The following is an 18,152-nucleotide window of genomic DNA, read 5'->3' on the forward strand; positions in this document are numbered from 1 at the left end:
ATGCGATGCGATCAAACATTCGCACTCCCGAAGGCGACTCCGGTTGGCATCCACGGCGCAGCGGTTCCGATCGGGGCAGACGTCTGGGCAACGGCCTGCCCATGCCGGGGATCTGGTTTGACTCCCGCCACGCTGAATCCGGCGGCCGCCCTATCCGCGTCCACGACGCCGCGAACGCGGTCGTGGCCAGTTCTGTGATTGGCGAACGGAAATGGACTTTGCAGCGTTACCGCCAGAAATCAACTCCGGCCGGATGTACTCCGGGGCCGGGTCGGGGCCGATGTGGGCGGCCGCGTCAGCCTGGGAGGGGTTGGCGGCGGAGCTAAGTTCGGCCGGGACCGCCTATGAGTCGGTGGTGTCCGGGCTGAGCCGCGAAACGTGGCGAGGGCCGACGTCGGCGTCGATGAGAGCCGCGGCCACCCGCTATGCGTCCTGGCTCAGCGCCACCGGCGAGCAGGTGAAGGTGGCGGCCAGGCAGGCGAGCGCGGCGGCGGCGGCCTACGAGGCGGCGTTCGCCGCGACGGTCCCTCCGGCAGTGATCGCCGAGAACCGCGCGTTGTTGCAGTCGTTGGTCGCCACCAATATTTTCGGGCAGAACACCGCCGCCATCGCGGCGACCGAAACGCAATACGGCGAGATGTGGGCGCAGGATGCCACGACGATGTACGCCTACGCAAGCGGGTCGGCGGCCGCATCCAGGCTGACGTCGTTCGCCGAACCGCCGCAGACCACGGACCCCAGCGGGACGGGCAGCCAGGATGCGGCTGTCAGCCGGGCGGTCACCACGTCGGCCGGGAACCAGCTGAATCCCACGGCGATGACGCAGGTGATCAACACCGTGCCCAATGTGCTGCAGACGCTTGCCGGTGAATCGGGCGGTGCGTCGACGTCGGACATTCTGAACGTCACGGCCAGCGGCACCTACGTCGCCAGTGGGGTGTTGTTCATCCTGGGCCCCCTGTTCACCGGGCCGGTCAACGCGGCGCTGCCGCCCACGATCCTGGGGGCCGCCGCTCCGGCGCTCGGTGCGGCCGGTGCGGCAGCGCTGATGGGCGACGCCACGCCCATCGCGTCGGGCGTGGGCAGTCCCGGGGTGCTGGCGGGTGTGGGGCTGGGCGACGCCACGCCCATCGCGTCGGGCGTGGGCAGTCCCGGGGTGCTGGCGGGGGTGGGGCGGGCCGGGTCCGTCGGCGGGTTGTCGGTGCCGCAAGCGTGGGGCGCGGCGGTCCCCGAAGCAGTCCGCCCGGCGACCGCCATGCCGGCGCCCGCCCTGGTCGGATTCGCGGAAGCCGAGGTGGATCCGCTGGGACCCGGGGTCGGCGGGATGCTGCCGGGCAGTCTGATGGCCGCGGCGGCGGGCGGCGGCGGTGCGGCGGGCGGCGGCTTTGCCGCATCCCGGGGAGCCGCCGGCGCGCAGCGCAATGGCGGAGCCGCCCAGCCCGGCGGACCCGCACAACCCGACGGCGGCGCCCGGGCCCGATACCGCCCACCACCGGTGGTGGTACCGCAGACGGCCGGCCAGGCGAGCCGGCTCGGTCAGGGCGCCGAGAGCTGGTCCAGCGAGAGTTTGCGCGACGAGATCAACGATTTGCGCAAGCAAATCTCCGACTTGGCAATGGAGCGCGATGTGCTTATGCGCTCCCTGGCACTGTGGGCCAGAGGATCGCTCGACGAGTGACGGGCTAGGACGTGGTGTGCACGATCAACACGTCGACCTTGGCCCGGCGGGAGACGTTGGCGGGCACCGATCCCAGCAGCCGTCCCGCGATGGTGCTCAGGCCGACATTGCCGACGACGAGCAGATCGGCGTTGACTTCCTCGGCGAGGCTCACGAGTGCGTCGACCGGTGCACCGACGATCGAACGCTCCTCGACGTTTTTCGCGCCGGCCTTGTGGGCCCGCTCCTTGGCGTCGTGCAGGATCGCGTAGATCGGGGCCGTGCCCGAGACCTTGTAACTCTCGTCCTTCAGAACGTCGGCAGCCCGACCGTTCTGGTGCTGCGGGAGGTACGCCGACGCCACGATCAGTTTCGCGTCGGCCCCGGCGATAGATGCTGCCCGGTCTACCGCACGTAACGATGAATCCGAGCCGTCAGTCCCTACCACCACGGTCCGATAGGCACTCATATACCCTCCCAGGTGTCGGTTGATCCGCCAGAAGACAGTATCGCGTTTGCCAGACGCCGTGAGGAAACATTAGCGACACAATGCGGCGCGGCGCGACCAGCATTTTCCAGCGCACGAGTGCCCGGCACATCGCATTCTCGGGCTAACGCCCTACTCGTACCTGCCTTCGAGGCACAACGCGCTGCGGCACAAGGCTTTTCGTCAATCACGGGCGAATTCAGCGCAATCGACCCCGGCCGCATGCCCCACACCCGGGCGTGTCCTCGCTGGCCTGCTGGTGAGCAGGGTTAAAGGCGGCACCTTAAGGTGACAATCATCATGTCGTTGTCAACCGTCGAGCAGCTCCCGGCTGATGCAGTTGCCGAGCCCGTAGCCGCACGCGCGCGCCGCGACCAGCTGAGCCCCTGGGCGCTAGCCCTGCTCGCCGCCGTCATCAGCGGCGCTTGGGCCGGCAAGCCTTCGCTGTGGTTCGACGAATCGGCGACGATCTCGGCGTCGGCCAGCCGCACGGTGCCGGAACTGTGGCGGATGCTGCGCCACATCGATGCGGTGCACGGGCTGTACTACCTGGTGATGCACGGCTGGTTTGCGCTGTTTCCGCCGACGGAATTCTGGTCGCGATTTCCCAGCTGCGTAGCGATCGGGGTCGCCACCGCCGGCGTCGTGGTGTTTGCCAGGATGTTTACCGAGCCGGCCGCCGGCCGGGCCATCCCGGTGTGCGCGGGCGCCATGTTCGCGATCATGCCGCGCATCACCTGGGCGGGCATGGAAGCCCGCTCCTACGCCTTCGCGGTCGCCGCGGCGGTATGGCTCACCGTGTTGTTCGTGACCGCCGTCCGGCGCAACCAACGGCGACTCTGGCTGTACTACGCCCTGGCGCTGATGCTGTCGATTTTGCTGAGCCTCAATCTGGCCCTGCTGGTGCTGGTGCACGCCGCGATGCTGCGGTGGCTGGCACCGAAGAAATCCCGCACATCTCCGACCCTCTCGTGGGCCGTCAGCACGGCCGCCGCGGTCGGACTCATGACGCCGTTCATCGTGTTCGCCCACGGCCAGGTGCGGCAGGTCGACTGGATCTATCCGATCAGCTGGCACTACGCCTTTGACATCAGCCTGCGCCAATATTTCGACCACAGTCCCCCGTTCGCGATTCTGGCGGCCGTTCTCATCGTCGCCACGATTGTGGCCCGGCTGACCGGTCTGCGAGCCACGGCGGGTGACATGCCCGGCCTGGTGATCATCTGCGCCGCATGGATCGTCATTCCCACGGCCGTGCTGGTCCTCTATTCGATTCTCGAACCGATGTACTACCCGCGCTACCTGATCCTCACTACGCCGGCGATGGCCGTGCTCCTGGCCGTCTGCATCGTCACGATCGCCCGTACAACATGGCCGATCGCCGGTGTCGTGCTGCTGTTCGTGGCGGCCGGGTTGCCGGATTACCTGTTCGTTCAACGCTGGCCATACGCCAAAGAGGGCTGGGACTACAGCCAGGTCGCGGATGTGATCAGTGCCCATGCCGCAGCCGGGGATTGCCTCCTGGTGGACAACACCGTGCCCTGGAGGCCCGGCCCGATACGCGCGCTGGTCGCCGCCCGGCCGGGGGCCTACCGGTCCCTGATCGACGTCGAGCGCGGCGTTTACGGACCCAAGGTCGGCTCCCTGTGGGACGGCCACGTCGCGGTGTGGCTGACGACCGCCAAGATCAACAAATGCGTGACGCTGTGGACCATCACCGACCGCGACAAGTCGTTGCCTGATTACCAAAGCGGACAGTCGCTGCCGCCGGGCGTATTCGGGCGCGCCCCGGCGTATCGATTCCCCAGCTACCTGGGATTCCACCTGGTCGAGCGCTGGCAATTCCACTACTCACAGGTCGTCAAGTCGACGCGCTGACCCACGGGTGCGACCGCCGGCGGCTGGGCTAGCTTGGCGGGTATGCAGCTCTGGCTTGCCGACCCGCCGGGATCGCGGTGCTTCAGGCCGACGAGTCGGATTGAGCCGGCTTTTTGTCGCGCGCCGCGCGATAAGCCGTGAGCACCCCAGTCGCCGCGAGCGCCGCGAAGACGGCGTACAACCACCGCGCCTCCGGAAGGTCGCCGCCCTCGGTCGTGTTGACCACCACGCCCGCCAACCCGGCCCCGAAGGCCGCGGAGATCAGCTGGACGGTGTTGATCGCCGCGGCCGCCGCCCCGCTCTCGGCCGGATCATCGACGGAGTCCATGGCCCGCATCGACAGATGCGGCCACACCATCCCGATGCCGATTCCCCCGATCAGCAGTCCCACCGCCCAAAGGGCGACGATTCCGACCGATGCGTCGACACGCTGGGTCGCCGCAACCAAGGCCAGGCCCCCAGCCATCAGCAACGGGGCGACCGCGATCACCCGGCTGATGACTGCGCGCTCTTCCAGCGACGCGCTGACGACCTCGGCGACGGTCCAGCCCAGCGCCAGCGTCGCACCGAGGAAACCGGCCGCGACCGGTGTCAGGTGTCCCAGCCGCTGACCGAACAGCGGCACGTAGGTGTCGGCCATCACGGCGGCCATCTGCAACGCCATGGTGAGGTAGATCCATCTCAACGGCCCGCGGCGAAATACGCTGGGTGGTAATACCGCCGCGTGAGCGCGCCAGTCGACGACCACGAACACCGTGACCAGTAGCACGCCGGCCGCGAGCAGACCGGCGGTCGCGACGAGGTTGTGCGGGATCTGCGCGACGCTGACCGCAAGCGCGGCGGCACCCATAAGAAGCAACGACCATATCGGCACCTGATGCCTCGAGGTCTCCGACGCTTCGGGGATGGGGCCACGCCCAGCCAATGCTCTCGGCACCAAGATCGCCATCACGACGGTGAGTATCGTCAACGCGCCAAATGCCCAGCGCCACAGCCCAAACTGCGCGAAGAGGCCGCCCATCGCCGGCCCGACCATGGTCGCGACCCCCCACATCGCCGACACCAGCGCCGAACCGCGGGTCCACAGCCAACGCGGCAGCTCGGCATTGATCAGCGAATAGCCCAATCCGGCCAGCAGACCGCCGGCTACCCCCTGCAGGGTGCGTCCGGCTATCAGCACGTCCATATTCGGCGCGGCAGCGCACACTAGGCTCGCGACGCCGAAGACAGCTAAGCCCGTCAGAAATGAGTAGCGCGCGCCGATGCGCAACAGCAGCGTGTTGACACTGGTCGCCGCGACCACCGCGCCAACCAGGTACAACGTGGTTACCCAGGCGTACAGCCGGCTGCCGCCGATTTCAGCGACTGCGCTGGGGAGCAGGCTGATGGTCAGGAATTCGTTGGTGGCATACAGGGCCACGCCGCCGGCCAAAACGATGGACGTTCCCAGATACTTGCCCAGCAGTTCGCGCCAACTGCCGATGTCGCTCACGGGGAGTGTCACCCCTACACCGTAGGAGGTCCCGTCTGAGGTGCCGTCGTCATTTCAGGCCGGCGGCGTCCATTCCACGCAGTTCCTTCTTGAGGTCCGCGATCTCGTCACGGAAGCGCGCGGCCAGCTCAAACTGCAAATCGCGGGCGGCGGCCATCATCTGCGCGGTGAGATCTTTAATCAAATCCGCCAATTCGGCGCGCGGCATGTTCGACGTGTCGCGGCCCTCGTAGATGCCGGCACTGACCGCGCGGCCCGGCTCCCCCTGGGCACGCCGGCCACGGGAGGCGTTGCGACCCGATCCGCCGATTTCCACGGCTTCGGTGTCGTCGGCCTCGCGGTAAACCTGGTCGAGGATGTCGGCGATCTTCTTGCGCAGCGGCTGGGGATCGATGCCGTGGGCCTCGTTGTAGGCGATCTGTTTGGCGCGGCGCCGTTCGGTCTCGTCGATGGCCTCGGTCATCGAGTCGGTCATCTTGTCGGCGTACATGTGCACCTCGCCGGAGACGTTGCGGGCGGCGCGGCCGATGGTCTGGATCAGGCTGCGCGACGACCGCAGGAAGCCTTCCTTGTCGGCGTCCAGGATGGACACCAGTGACACCTCGGGCAGGTCCAGGCCCTCGCGCAGCAGGTTGATGCCGACCAGCACGTCGTAATCGCCCAGCCGCAGCTGGCGGAGCAGCTCAACCCGGCGCAACGTGTCGACCTCGGAGTGCAGGTAGCGCACCCGGATACCCATCTCGAGCAGGTAGTCGGTGAGGTCTTCGGCCATTTTCTTGGTCAGCGTCGTCACCAGCACCCGCTGATCCGCGTCGGCGCGCTTACGGATCTCGCCGATCAGGTCGTCGATCTGCCCCTTGGTCGGCTTGACCACGACCTGCGGGTCGACCAGGCCGGTCGGGCGGATCACCTGTTCGACGAACTCGCCGGCGGCCTGGCTGAGCTCGTAGGGCCCGGGGGTGGCCGACAGGTACACCGTCTGCCCGATCCGGTCGGCGAACTCCTCCCAGGTCAGCGGGCGGTTGTCACACGCCGACGGCAGCCGGAACCCGTACTCGACCAGATTGCGCTTGCGCGACATGTCGCCCTCGTACATGCCGCCGATCTGCGGGACGGTGACGTGCGACTCGTCGATGACGAGCAGGAAGTCCTCCGGGAAGTAGTCGAGCAGGGTCGCCGGCGGGGTACCCGCACCGCGCCCGTCGATATGGCGTGAATAGTTCTCGATGCCCGAACAGAACCCAACCTGGCGCATCATCTCGACGTCGTAGTTGGTGCGCATCCTCAGCCGCTGGGCCTCGAGCAGCTTGCCCTGGGCCTCGAACTCGGCGAGCCGCTCGGCGAGTTCCTCCTCGATGGTGGAGATCGCCTGGGCCATCCGCTCGGGGCCGGCGACATAGTGGGTGGCCGGGAAGATGCGCAGCGAATCAACCTGGCGGACCACGTCGCCGGTCAGCGGGTGCAGGTAATACAAGGCCTCGATCTCGTCACCGAAGAACTCGATGCGCACCGCCAGCTCTTCGTACGAGGGAATGATCTCCACGGTGTCGCCGCGCACCCGGAACGAGCCACGGGTGAACGACATGTCGTTGCGCGTGTACTGCACGTCGACGAGCAGCCGCAGCAACCCGTCCCGCGGGACCTCCATGCCGACCTGTAGCTCGACGGAGCGGTCCAGGTAGGACTGCGGTGTGCCCAGACCGTAGATGCACGACACCGAGGCGACCACCACCACGTCGCGGCGGGACAGCAGCGATGACGTCGCGGAGTGCCGCAACCGCTCCACGTCGTCGTTGATGGAGCTGTCCTTTTCGATATAGGTATCGGTCTGCGCGATGTACGCCTCTGGCTGGTAATAGTCGTAGTACGACACAAAATACTCAACTGCGTTGTGCGGCAACATCTCTCGCAGTTCGTTGGCCAGCTGAGCGGCCAGGGTCTTGTTCGGCGCCATCACCAGCGTTGGCCGCTGCAGGCGTTCGATCAGCCACGCGGTGGTCGCCGACTTTCCGGTGCCGGTGGCGCCGAGCAGCACCACGTCGCGCTCCCCCGCCTCGATGCGGCGCTGCAGCTCGTCGATGGCGGCCGGCTGGTCTCCCGCCGGATCGTGCGGGCTGACCACCTCGAAGCTGCCGCCGGCGCGCACGACCTCGTCGACGGCGCGGTACTCCGAATGCGCGAGGATCGGATGTTCAGTGGCGAAAGCCATACCACCAGGGTAGAACCGATCACCGACAAGTGGGCTAGCGCAGACCGCCGACCACCCGGTACTGCAGGTCTTGGGTGTACGGGGTCTCGGTGATGTCGGCGTTGGACTGCGCGGTGGCCACCTCAGCACCAGCGCGGGTCATGGTTGCGGAGAAGGATCCGAGGGTCAATGGAAACGTGCAGATCGTTCTTCCCTCGGCGACATCGCAGGAATGGACCTGCGATCCCGCGCGCACGGATACCTGCGCCGGCGCCGTTGCGAATGCCACCACCTCGACCGTGTCGCGGGGCGGCGCGCTGCTCGGCACCACGCGCGTCAGCGAAGTCTCCGGATACCTCGGTGTAGCGCTCACGGGCTGGTCCCGAAATGAGACGAACAGCGCGTCACGGTCGACGGCGGGTACTGCGCCGGTTTTGAATCCCGTGATGTCGTAGGCGTTCATGTCAAGAATCCGCCAGCCGTGCGCGACCGACGGCGCCATGGCCGTCGATTCGGAGTAGTCGTTCCAGGTGATGAGCTGCACCCACTCGGCGCGCTGCTGGTCGGCGAGCTGCCAGGACAGCCGGTTGGTCAGGCTGTTATCCGATTCCTCGAAGACGCCGCTGCGCGGCCGGGCGTCTTGGAAGGCGACCGGCTGCATCCACAGCTTTCCGAGCTGATGCGTCCGGCGAATGACGTCCACCGGGGAACCGCGGCCCGTGTCGTGATCCGCCATCTCGCTCGGGCTTCGTCCGCCCCACATGCTGAATCCGTAGCTGAACGGAGCGAAGTTTTCCGGTGAGTCGGCGACGTCAAGAAATGTCGGCACGAATGCGGCGGGGGCATTGAATTGCGTGCGAAGGATGTTGAGGACGCTCGTCCACCACGACGTGGGCTTCCGCTCCGCGGCGAAGGCGCCCAGGACGGGCCGGCCATCGGCTAGGTGAAATGCGCCGGGTGCGACCAGATACGGCGCGATCTCGGCGGCGAAGGCCTCCGGGTCCATCGCCCCCAAAGGGCCCGTGACGTCGGCGGTGACCAGGATGTCGAAATCGCCCGCCACGGACGCGGCCTTCAACATCCGATCGACGACATTAGAAGAAGCGCGGAGTGCAATCACGTCGACCGCGAATCCGTCGATGCCCACACTCTTCGCCTGCCCGATCTCGGTTTCCACATCCGCCAACTGCCAATCAGCCCGATCACTGACGGGCCGGGGCAACGGCCGATCGCGCAGGTACCCACCGTAAGCGGCGTGAATACCCTTTTCTCCGTGCACAGTCAAGTATTGAGTTGCGTAATAATCTTGATCGGCGCCTTTATTGTCTATTGATATCGGGAAGCTCGTCATGTAATGGGCGAAGACCTTCCGCGGGGTTTGCCTCTCGGCGGCCGCGGAGTGGAAATAGTGCGAGACCGCCGCTGGCTCCATCGGCGCCGGGTCGGGAGTCCGCGGAGCTGGCGCCCAGGTGAAGCCCACAAGCACCGGAAGAACCAACAAGCCCGTGTAAAGGGTTGGGGGACAACGGAAACTGCGCGCCATCGAGAGAGGCGGAAGGCCGCCCCGGGGGCGCGGCAAGTCCTCTTCGGCACGACGATCGGACAGCAGGCGGATCCGATCGAATAACCTGGCGATTACCATCGGGCTTCTCCCCCACTCGCTGGAGTGACGGAGATGATATTGCCCGCAATCAATGACTTTTAAACAGGTGTATAACGAAGAATTTTTAAACCGGTAACCAACCGACGAGTTGCAAACATTCGGTCAAATCAACGTTTTTCAAACGTTTAGTTGGCAAAGGCTGTGAGTGCCATACCGGCACTCCGGCGGCGAACCTCTATCCGGCCGGTGGGATCCACGTACGGCTCACTGGGTCGCATTGCAGTAGGTAGCCGTCGTTCGACGTGGACATAGCGCGGGCCGGCCAGAGCTCGGGTCACTCGGTCGGGCTAGCGCAGACCCCCGACTACCCGGTATTGCAGGTCTTGGGTGTACGGGGTCTCCGTGACGTCAGCGTTGGACTGTGCGGTGGCCACCGTCACGCCAGCGCGAGTCATGGTCGCCGAGAACGACCCCAGGCTCAACGGAAACGTGCAGATCGTTCGGCCCTCGCCGACATCGCACGTGTCGACCTGTGAGCCCGCGCGCAGGGATACCTGCGATGGCGCGGTGGCGAATGCCACCACCTCGATCGTGTCGCGGGGCGGCGCGCTGCTGGGCACCGCTTGCGTCAGGGACGTCTCGGGATACGTCGGCTCAGCGTTCACCGGCTGGTCTCGAAATGAGACGAACATCGCGTCACCATCGACGGCGGGTAGTGCGCCGCTCTTGAACCACGCGATGTCGTAGGCGTTCATGTCCAGAATGCGCCAGCCGTGCGCGACCGACGGTGCCATGGCGGTCGATTCGGCGTAGTCGTTCCAGGTGATGAGCTGCACCCACTCTGCATGCTGCTGGTCGGCGAGCTGCCAGGACATCCGGTTGGTCAAGCTGTTGTCCGATTCCGCGAAGACTCCGCTGCCCGGCCGGGCGTCTTGGAACGCAACTGGTTGCATCCACAGCTTCCCGAGTTGATGCGTCCGCTGAATGACATCCATCGAAGAACCACGGCCGAGGTCGGTATCGGTCATCGCGTCGGGGCTGCGTCCTCCCCACATGCTGAACCCGTAGCTGAACGGCGCGAAGCTCTCCGGGGAGTCCCCGACAGTGAGGAATGTCGGCACAAACGCCACCGGGGTGCCGATCTTCGCGTGCAGGATGTCAAGGACGTTCATCCACCACGCCGCGGGCTTCTGTTCAGCGGCGAAGGCGCCCAGCACGGCCCGGCCGTCGGCGAGGTGATACGCGCCGGGCGCGGACAGATACGGTGCGATGTCGGCGGCAAAGGCACCCGGGTCCATTGCCCCGAGCGGTCCTGTGACGTCGGCGGTGACCAGAATGTCGAAGTCTCCCACCGCGGCTGCGGCCCCCAGGATGCGATCAACGACCTTCGAGGTAGCGCGCGGGACGATCACATCGACCGCGAACCCGTCGATGCCCACGCTCTTCGCCTGCCCGATCTCGGTCTCCACATCCGCCAACTGCCAATCCGGCCGATCACTGACGGCCCGCGGCAAGGGCCGATCCCGTAGATACCCGCCATAGGCCGCGTGGATACCGTTTTCTCCGTGCACAGGTAGATATTGGGTTGTGTAATAATCCCGGTCGGAGTCCTTATTGGCTATCGATATGGGGAAGCTGGGCATGTAATGCGCGAAGACCTTCCGCTCATTTTGCGGGTCAACGCCGTCGGAGTGGAAATAGTGGGGGGCCGCCGCCGGCTGCGTCGGCGCCGGGACAGGGGTTCGCGGTGTGGGCGCCCAGGAAAAACCCACGACGACCGGAACAGCCAGTAATCAAACGTAATGCGTTAAGGGACAACGTGACACATGGCCCATCAAAAGCCGTGAGAGAGTGCCCCGGCGGGGACCTGGCAAGACCTCGGCAGCACGACGGTGGGAAATTCCACGAATTTGATCGAATAATTTAGTCATTATTACCGGCCTTCTCGCCACTCTATTGAGTGATGTAGTCCGTTTACCCATAATCGATGATATTCAAACCCGCCGCCAGCCGATGATTTTTTAAGCGCGGCCCAAAATGATGGTTTTTCTAAAATGTTGACGTTGGTAATGCCGGGTGGACGACGCGCCGGCACACTCCATGCGGGCCGCTAACCGGCCGGTCGGATCCAGGTACGGCTCACCGGGTCGCATTGCAGCAGGTAGCCGTCGTTGGAGGTGGACATCGCGAACACTGGCGTACCCGGCCGGTCGCAGGAGCTACCGACCGCGTGCACACCCGCCGTGGTGGGGGCCTTGGCCCAGGCGTTGCCCTCGCAGACGACCTGCTCGTTGTTGGTCGGATCGTAGGCGAGCTTGTTGACGTCGCTGCACAGCCCGCCAAGCACGGCCGGTGTTGGGTGAGCGGGCGTCGTCGAGGCGTTGAGGATCTGAGTGGGGTCGGCCAGCGTCAGGCCGGCCGGCGCGTCACCGGCGCGGGTCGCCACCACCGGCGTCCGCACCACGGCTCCTTGCGCGCCGCACTCGTTCGACGTCACGGTCCGGGTCTCGGTGCCGCGCAGCGTGCCGTCGGCCTGTGGCGCCAGCGACCACGCCACCGTCTCCTGCTGGGTGGCCCTGACCTGCCCGCTCGGCTGGACACAGCCGAGCCGCTCCTGCTGCGGAGCACCTTGCCAATATCCCGCCACGAAACGCAGGGTGTTGGACTGGCCTCCGTCGGCGGTGCTGGCCACTTTGTGGGTGGCGTCGTCCAGCTGGGTACCGGTGGCCGCGCAGCCATTGGCGGTGCATGCCGAACGGAACGCCCACCAGTTGCTGTCGGTTCCGTCCTGGCGAATCGGGACCCCGTTGGTGGTCTGCTTGCTCTGGTCGTAGGTCAGTTGATAGGTGCCGTTCAGCGTCGGCCCGCCGGGCCTGCCAGGCGCGGCGCTCGGCGCGGCAGCCGCCGGTTTCGACGCCAGCGCCGGGTTGGTCTGCGACGTGTCCGGCTGGAAGGAGTACAACACCGACCAGGTGGCCGCCACCGCGATGAGCACCGCACAGACCAACGCGGTCGCCCACCGCGTCCGTGTCGAATAGCGGTGGTTCACTGCGCCCACCAGGCCGCGAACCCCACGCCGCCGGTGCGGCGCGATCGCACGGGTGCCCCGCCCCGACTCCGAGGTCGCGTCCAGCTCGTCATTGACCGCGGCCGCAAACGCGCGGCAGCGCTCGAATCTGTCCTCGGGCTGTTTGGCGAGAGCCTTGAAGAACACCTCGTCCAGGTGCGCCAGCTCGGGGCGGAAGTCGCTCAGCCGGGGCGGATCCGCGTGCAGATGCTGGCTGATCACCGCGATCGGATTGGAGTGCTGGAACGGCGGCGCACCGGTCAGCAGATGGAAAGCCGTTGCGGCCAAGGCATATTGGTCTGCCCGCCCATCGATGTTGGCTCCGGTGAGCTGCTCGGGAGCCGCGTAGGCGACCGTTCCCACCGCGACGTTGGTCTCGGTGATACCACTGATGTCGCCGAGGTGACGCGCAACACCGAAGTCCGCCAACACAATTCGACGGTCGCCATCCTCGGGATGAGTCAGCAGGATGTTGGCGGGCTTGACGTCACGGTGCAGCAGGCCGCGATCATGGGCGTAGTCGAGCGCGCTCGCCATAGCTTGCACGATGGCGCTGACCTCGTGGATCGGCATGCCGTCCTGATGGCGCTCTTTGACCAGTCGCGCGGCATCGGTGCCCTCGACGTAGTCCATGGAAATCCAGAGATGACCGTTGAATTCGCCCCGGTCGTGAACGCCGACGACGTGCGGATGCCACAGCGTCGCGGCGAGGTCGGCCTCGCGGTTGAACCGTTCGCGGAACTCGGGGTCCGCGGTGACCGCCTCGGCGAGGACCTTGATGACGTCGCGGCGCGGCAGCCGAGGATGCAGGGCCAGATAGACCTCGGCCATCCCGCCCGCGCCCAACGGCCGCAAGATCGTGTAACCGGCAAATGAGGCGCCGTTGGCCATCACACCCGAGGTGGCGTCCTCGCCGCGGTCCTCGTCGGCCACCGGCTGTTCGGGACCCGGAATCGGGTTGACCGGCGGGACCCGGTGGAACAGGTGCGCGACCGTCGCTGACGGAAGTGATTGGAACCCCGCGCGCAGCGCCCCCCGCGCCAGCCGCGGGTTGCTCAACAGCCGTCCTGCGGACAGGCGCCGGGGTTGGCCCTGTCGCTCATCCATATGGCTCCCCCTTAGGTCTGGACAGTGTCTGCGGATAACGCGGCGACCTGGTGCGGCGTGGTACCCGGCGCGCGTGCATCCGAATCCGGCCTCGTTGCCGGCGGCACGCCAAACTGTCATTGCTGGTGCCCGGACTTGTCCCCTCCCGCACCTCTTACGTCCAAATCATGCCGGATGCGAATAGGCGGGAGGCCGATGGACGCTATGTAGCGGCTGTGAAAGGTGTTGAGCGCAGACATAGTTAAGTCACAGGCGAGTCCAATGGAGAGCACTAACTCGGCGGGCCGATACTTGAGTAGTGAGTCGACCCGCCCCCCCTGTCCTGACAATTCGGCACGACGGGTCCCAGCGTTCTTTTGCCGCAGGCCACGAGGTGGTTGTCGGCCGCGATGCGCACGCCGATCTGCGAATCCCTGACCCGCGGATATCCCGCGAACATCTGATACTGCGCTTCGATCAGGGCCGCTGGCTGGCGATCGACAACGGCTCGCTGAACGGGACCTACCTCAACGGATACCGGATGCCGGTCATCGACATTCACGACGGGCAGAGCATCAACGTGGGGAACCCGCACGGACCTCGGTTGACGTTCGCGATCGGGCCGCAGCAGGGCCAGACCAGCCGGCCGCTGCGGTCGCAACCGACGTCGGACGCCGGCCCGCCCACCATCGCCTGGTCCGCGATGCCCGAACGCACGGATCCCGGGCAGCCGTCCCGGAGCAGTACCGTGAGCCAGCCCACAATCCAGACCCGAAGTGGCCCCACCCTCGCGCCGCCGCCCACTCCACCCCGGCAACCGTCCCGGGCAGCCCAAATACCTTCTCCGCCAAGGCATCCTCCGCGCCGCCTCCGGTTTTTAAAAAGAACGGGGGCCCCCCCCCCCCCCACCGCCGGCGTCGCCTCCTCGCGGCATCCCACCCGAAGAGCGCACGGTGGTCAACACGGGGGCGTCCGCCGGCACGCAGCCGGCAGCGCCCACCGACAGTCCGGCAGCCCAGCCGGAGCCGACGCCGCCCACCGAGATCACCATGATCGACGCGAAGACGGCCGACGTGTCCAACCTCGCCACGAGATTTGTGAAATTGCTCTCGCCGCGCTCGTCGTCGGCCGCGGGCACGGCAGGCGCCATGACGATCGGCCGCGCCGCCGAAAACGACATCGTCGTCTCCGACGTTTTGGCATCGCGTCAGCACGCCATGTTGGTTCCCACGCCGTTGGGTATCGAGATCCGCGACACCAGCATCAACGGCACGTTCGTCAACGGCACCCGGGTCGGATCGGCGATCTTGACCGAGGACGACGTGGTCACTATCGGCAACGTCGACTTGGTATTCCGCAAAGGCAGCCTGATCCAGGGTGCCGAGGCCGCGACGCGCACCGGCGGTCTCGAAGTGCGCGACGTCAAGTACGTCGTCGACAACGGAAAACAATTGCTGGACAACATCTCTCTGACGGCGCGTCCCGGGACGCTGACCGCCGTCATCGGTGGATCCGGCGCCGGAAAAAGCACCCTGGCCAGGCTGATCGCCGGGTACACCACCCCCAGCTCCGGCTCAGTCACCTTCGCGGGCCACAACATTCACTCCGAATACGCGTCGTTGCGCAGCCGGATCGGGATGGTGCCGCAGGACGACGTCGTGCACCGGCAACTCACGGTGAACCAGGCGCTGGGCTACGCCGCCGAGTTGCGGCTGCCGCCCGATACCAGCAAAGCCGACCGCGCCAAGGTCGTCACCCAGGTGCTCGAGGAACTCGACCTGACCAAGCACGCCGACACCCGCGTCGACAAGCTCTCCGGCGGCCAGCGCAAGCGCGCGTCGGTGGCCCTCGAACTGCTCACCGGGCCGTCGCTGCTGATCCTCGACGAGCCGACGTCGGGTTTGGATCCCGCGTTGGACCACCAGGTCATGATGATGCTGCGGCAGCTTGCCGACGCCGGCCGCGTGGTGATCGTGGTGACGCACATGCTGTCGTATCTGGACATCTGCGACCAGCTGCTGTTGGTCGCACCGGGCGGCAAGACGGCCTACTGCGGACCGCCGGACCAGATCGGTGATGCGATGGGCACTACCAACTGGGCCAAGATCTTCACCCGGGTGGGCGCCGATCCCGAGGAAGCCAACCGGCGCTTCCTCGAGCAGAGCGAGGCGCAGAAGCGTGCCAGGCCCGCGCAGACGTCCGAGCCGAGCGACCTCGGCGAGCCCGTCCACACCAGCCTGCGGCGCCAGATCTCGACGATCGCGCGACGACAAGTCCGCCTGGTGGTCTCCGACCGTGCCTACTTCTTCTTCCTGGCGCTGCTGCCGTTCGTGCTGGGTGCGCTGTCGCTGACGGTTCCTGGCTCGAGTGGATTCCACGTGCCCGCCCTGAACGCCGGCACACCCGACGAGTCCGCCCAGGTCCTGAGCCTGCTGCTGCCCGCGGCGGCCTTCATGGGCACCGCGCTGACGATCCGTGACCTGGTCGGCGAACGCGCCATCTTCCAGCGCGAGCAGGCGGTCGGTTTGTCCACCACGGCCTACCTGCTGGCCAAGACGGCGGTCTACTGCGGCTTTGCGATCCTGCAGTCGGCGATCATCACCACGATCGTGCTGATCGGCAAGGGCCTGCCGAGCCGGGGAGCCGTGCTGCTGGGCCACGGCACCCTGGGGGCCACCTTCGAGCTGTTCGCCACGGTCGCCGCAACCTGCGTGGCGTCGGCCATCCTCGGGTTGGCGATTTCGTCGCTGGTCCGCTCCAGCGAACAGATCATGCCGCTGTTCGTCGTGGCCGTCATGGCGCAGCTGGTGCTCTGCGGCGGCATGGTCCCGGTGACCGGCAGGCTCGGGCTCGACCAGCTGTCGTTCGGAATGCCCGCACGCTGGGGCTACGCCGCGGCAGCGTCGACCATCGACGTCCGGCACCTGGTGCCGGGGTCGCTGCTCCCCGAGGACCGGTTCTGGCAGCACACGACGAAGTTCTGGCTGCTCGACATGGGCATGCTGGCCGCCCTGTCGTTGCTCTACTTCAGCTTTGTGCGCTGGAAAATCCGGCTGCGTCGTTGACGCGAGGTGACATCATCCATCCGCCCAAACGCGAAACGTTCGACCTCGTCGCCCGCACCAACACCGATCCCAAGGGCATCGTTCGCGCCGTCGACGAGTACGTGGTGCAACCATGGGGCCTCTACGTAGCCCGGCCGACACCCGGCCGAGTTCAGTTCCATTACCTCGAGTCGTGGTTGCTGCCGTCGCTGGGGTTGCGCGCCACGGTATTTCACTACAACCCGGGTCATGAGCGTGACCACGACTACTACCTCGACGTGGGCGAATACACGCCTGGCCCGCAGGTGTGGCAGTCCCAGGACCACTACCTCGACATCGAGGTCCGGACCGGTTCGGGCGCGGACCTCGCCGACGTCGACGAACTTCTCGACGCGGTCAGCGACGGCCTGCTGGCTCCAGAGATCGCCCAGCAGGCGGTGCAACGCGCTGTGCACGCGGTCGACGGGCTGGCCCGAAACGGCTACGACCTGCAGCGCTGGTTGGCCGGCAACGGCATGGAACTCCGCTGGCGCGGGCTCTAGGCGGTTACCGGCCAGTTTCCCGCTCGAGTGCTCGGGTAACTCTGCGTTATGCCCCCCAGCGAAAACCGGCGAAAGCAGCAATCCGGCGTCAGCACAGAGCCGAGGTGGCGGCCGGGCCGGAAACGCCGGGGAAGTAACGCCGAACCACAGTTCGTGATTGAGCACTACACCGAGGGCAGCGAGCACTACGACTTTCGCCTCGAAATCGACGGCGTGCTGGCGTCCTGGGCGATACCGCGGGGACCGTCGACAAGCGCCAAGGACCGGCGGATGGCGCGACGCACCGAGGATCACCCCCTGCAATACGCGACGTCCGAAGGCGTCATCCCGCAAGGCGAAGACAGCGGCGTGATCGTCTGGGATCGCGGCACTTACACCAACGCCACACAGCGCGAGATGGGTGATGGACTCATGCGCGGCCACCTGTCGTTTCGTTTACAGGGCGAGAAACTCAGCGGCGGCTATAGCCTCACCCGGATCCGCGACGGCAGCGACGAGACGTGGCTGCTGATCAAACGCAATGACGAAGAAGTCGACCCGCGGCGCAAACCCGTGAACACCCAACCCGAATCTGTCTGGTCGCAACGCAGATGAACTGGACGACTGCTGCTCCCGTTGGTCTTCCCGACGACACGCTCCCCCTCTGACTGCCGCCGGGCGTAATCTCAGCAGCTATGAATTCACATGGCCGCAGGTGGATGCCGGCTGCCGCCGTGGCGGTGATCGCGGCCGGCGCTCAGTTGACCCCGCCAGTCGCGCACGCGGACCTGCACAACATCACCTACCGCGCGAGGGTCGACGCGCTGACGACCGGTAGCCAGGCCACCTTTGTCATCAACGGCGGCCAGACGACCACGACCAACCTTCCTTCCATGCCCGGCAACGTATTCGAGGCAAACACCGTGTTGCCCGACCCAGCGCAAGCCGGATTGCGGATTGTGCTGCATTTCCCTTACGCGGCAAACGTGCACTGCGAGATCGACGCCGACGACAACGTTTTCACCCAGGCCGACCAGATGGTCAGGCCGACAGCCGGCAACGCCGACCCCAACAACGGTGTGCTGCAGTGCGGCGCGCCACTACCGGGCTAGGGTCGCTGCCGCTACCG

General features: G+C 66.4%; 11 protein-coding genes and 1 pseudogene. 6 read left to right on the forward strand and 6 right to left on the reverse strand.

Annotated elements, in window-relative coordinates; translation table 11 throughout:
- Positions 1–211: 211 nt before the first annotated feature.
- On the forward strand, positions 212–1,678 hold the full coding sequence (locus MNAB215_RS30615) for a PPE family protein (RefSeq protein WP_077081313.1): 1,467 nt from the start codon (positions 212–214) through the stop codon (positions 1,676–1,678).
- Positions 1,679–1,682: 4 nt separating this feature from the next.
- Here MNAB215_RS30615 and MNAB215_RS25895 read toward each other — a convergent pair whose 3' ends face one another.
- Positions 1,683–2,126, reverse strand: coding sequence for a universal stress protein (locus MNAB215_RS25895; RefSeq protein WP_077081314.1), 444 nt, complete (start codon positions 2,124–2,126; stop codon positions 1,683–1,685).
- A gap of 318 nt (positions 2,127–2,444) precedes the next feature.
- On the opposite strand from MNAB215_RS25895, the gene MNAB215_RS25900 reads away from it, so the two are divergent.
- Positions 2,445–4,022: a mannosyltransferase gene (locus MNAB215_RS25900; RefSeq protein WP_083746366.1), complete on the forward strand. Its 1,578-nt coding sequence runs from the start codon at positions 2,445–2,447 to the stop codon at positions 4,020–4,022.
- Positions 4,023–4,104: 82 nt separating this feature from the next.
- Here the strand turns inward: MNAB215_RS25900 and MNAB215_RS25905 are convergent, their stop codons facing one another.
- The 5 genes from MNAB215_RS25905 to MNAB215_RS25925 form a co-directional block, all read right to left on the reverse strand.
- Positions 4,105–5,526: an MFS transporter gene (locus MNAB215_RS25905; RefSeq protein ID WP_077081316.1), complete on the reverse strand. Its 1,422-nt coding sequence runs from the start codon at positions 5,524–5,526 to the stop codon at positions 4,105–4,107.
- Positions 5,527–5,563: 37 nt separating this feature from the next.
- Positions 5,564–7,723, reverse strand: coding sequence for an excinuclease ABC subunit UvrB (gene uvrB / locus MNAB215_RS25910; protein WP_077081317.1), 2,160 nt, complete (start codon positions 7,721–7,723; stop codon positions 5,564–5,566).
- A gap of 34 nt (positions 7,724–7,757) precedes the next feature.
- Positions 7,758–9,344, reverse strand: coding sequence for an endo-1,3-alpha-glucanase family glycosylhydrolase (locus tag MNAB215_RS25915; protein ID WP_083746258.1), 1,587 nt, complete (start codon positions 9,342–9,344; stop codon positions 7,758–7,760).
- Between the two features lie 308 nt (positions 9,345–9,652).
- Positions 9,653–10,876, reverse strand: coding sequence for a glycoside hydrolase family 71 protein (locus MNAB215_RS25920; RefSeq protein WP_165691613.1), 1,224 nt, complete (start codon positions 10,874–10,876; stop codon positions 9,653–9,655).
- Between the two features lie 539 nt (positions 10,877–11,415).
- Positions 11,416–13,479 (reverse strand): serine/threonine-protein kinase, encoded by a 2,064-nt coding sequence (locus tag MNAB215_RS25925; protein WP_077081320.1) that lies wholly within the window; start codon positions 13,477–13,479, stop codon positions 11,416–11,418.
- A 298-nt stretch (positions 13,480–13,777) separates the two neighbouring features.
- On the opposite strand from MNAB215_RS25925, the pseudogene MNAB215_RS25940 reads away from it, so the two are divergent.
- From MNAB215_RS25940 to MNAB215_RS25955, 4 genes and pseudogenes are all read left to right on the forward strand, one after another.
- A pseudogene (locus MNAB215_RS25940) lies at positions 13,778–16,523 on the forward strand (ATP-binding cassette domain-containing protein).
- A 77-nt stretch (positions 16,524–16,600) separates the two neighbouring features.
- Positions 16,601–17,044 (forward strand): ribonuclease FAU-1 family protein, encoded by a 444-nt coding sequence (locus MNAB215_RS25945; RefSeq protein ID WP_077082347.1) that lies wholly within the window; start codon positions 16,601–16,603, stop codon positions 17,042–17,044.
- Between the two features lie 48 nt (positions 17,045–17,092).
- Positions 17,093–17,638, forward strand: coding sequence for a DNA polymerase ligase N-terminal domain-containing protein (locus MNAB215_RS25950; RefSeq protein WP_077081322.1), 546 nt, complete (start codon positions 17,093–17,095; stop codon positions 17,636–17,638).
- 80 nt (positions 17,639–17,718) lie between these two features.
- Positions 17,719–18,135 (forward strand): hypothetical protein, encoded by a 417-nt coding sequence (locus MNAB215_RS25955; RefSeq protein ID WP_077081323.1) that lies wholly within the window; start codon positions 17,719–17,721, stop codon positions 18,133–18,135.
- Positions 18,136–18,152: the final 17 nt, after the last annotated feature.

Origin of the sequence: Mycobacterium numidiamassiliense, from assembly GCF_900157365.1 — a bacterium.
Classification (GTDB): domain Bacteria; phylum Actinomycetota; class Actinomycetes; order Mycobacteriales; family Mycobacteriaceae; genus Mycobacterium; species Mycobacterium numidiamassiliense.

Excerpts from the sequence above, each read along its gene's own strand:
- MNAB215_RS30615 (WP_077081313.1), top strand. The coding sequence starts at position 212 with ATGGACTTTGCAGCGTTACCGCCAGAAATCAACTCCGGCCGGATGTAC.
- MNAB215_RS25915 (WP_083746258.1), bottom strand. The coding sequence starts at position 9,344 with ATGGTAATCGCCAGGTTATTCGATCGGATCCGCCTGCTGTCCGATCGT.
- MNAB215_RS25900 (WP_083746366.1), top strand. The coding sequence starts at position 2,445 with ATGTCGTTGTCAACCGTCGAGCAGCTCCCGGCTGATGCAGTTGCCGAG.
- MNAB215_RS25955 (WP_077081323.1), top strand. The coding sequence starts at position 17,719 with ATGAATTCACATGGCCGCAGGTGGATGCCGGCTGCCGCCGTGGCGGTG.
- MNAB215_RS25925 (WP_077081320.1), bottom strand. The coding sequence starts at position 13,479 with ATGGATGAGCGACAGGGCCAACCCCGGCGCCTGTCCGCAGGACGGCTG.
- MNAB215_RS25950 (WP_077081322.1), top strand. The coding sequence starts at position 17,093 with ATGCCCCCCAGCGAAAACCGGCGAAAGCAGCAATCCGGCGTCAGCACA.
- MNAB215_RS25895 (WP_077081314.1), bottom strand. The coding sequence starts at position 2,126 with ATGAGTGCCTATCGGACCGTGGTGGTAGGGACTGACGGCTCGGATTCA.
- uvrB (WP_077081317.1), bottom strand. The coding sequence starts at position 7,723 with ATGGCTTTCGCCACTGAACATCCGATCCTCGCGCATTCGGAGTACCGC.